Here is a 546-nt window from a genome sequence, read left to right as displayed (position 1 = left end):
GCATATTTGATGATGTCCTTCTCTTCCACATAAGCCAGTGGACGGATCAGGATGTTCTTCTTGTCTGAAGACAACAGTTTTGGCGGCATCGCTTTTAAGCTGCCGCCATGGAACAGGTTCAGGAAGAACGTTGCCAGGATGTCATCACGGTGATGACCGAGCGCAACTTTGGTCGCACCAATTTCTTGCGCGAAACCATACAGCGAGCCACGGCGCAGACGAGAACATACGGCACAGTAAGTCTTGCCTTCAGGCGTCAGCTTCTTGGTAATGCTGTAAGTGTCTTTTTCCAGGATGTAATACGGAATGTTATTTTCTTCAAGATAACGTGGTAATACATCTTCAGGGAAGCCCGGCTGTTTCTGGTCCAGGTTTACTGCAACTACATCAAAGTTGATAGGTGCGATACGCTTGAACTGCAGCATGATATCTAACAAGGTATAGCTGTCTTTACCACCAGAAATACATACCATGACCTTATCGCCATCTTCGATCATTTTAAAGTCACGAATAGCGTGTCCGACCTGACGGCGAAGCTTTTTCAAC

Annotated in this window: 1 protein-coding gene; it reads right to left on the bottom strand. The window is 46.5% G+C overall.

The genetic code is table 11. The annotated features are described in order from the left end of the window. Window positions 1-546, bottom strand: a 546-nt coding sequence (gene ttcA, locus B4033_RS01740; RefSeq protein ID WP_286831547.1) for a tRNA 2-thiocytidine(32) synthetase TtcA, incomplete at both ends; no start/stop codon positions are given.

The organism is Acinetobacter sp. UBA3132 (assembly GCF_002364825.1).
In the GTDB taxonomy this organism is placed as follows: domain Bacteria; phylum Pseudomonadota; class Gammaproteobacteria; order Pseudomonadales; family Moraxellaceae; genus Acinetobacter; species Acinetobacter schindleri.
Note: the sequence above shows the minus strand (reverse complement) of the source record. Positions and strands in the feature narration are given on the sequence as shown.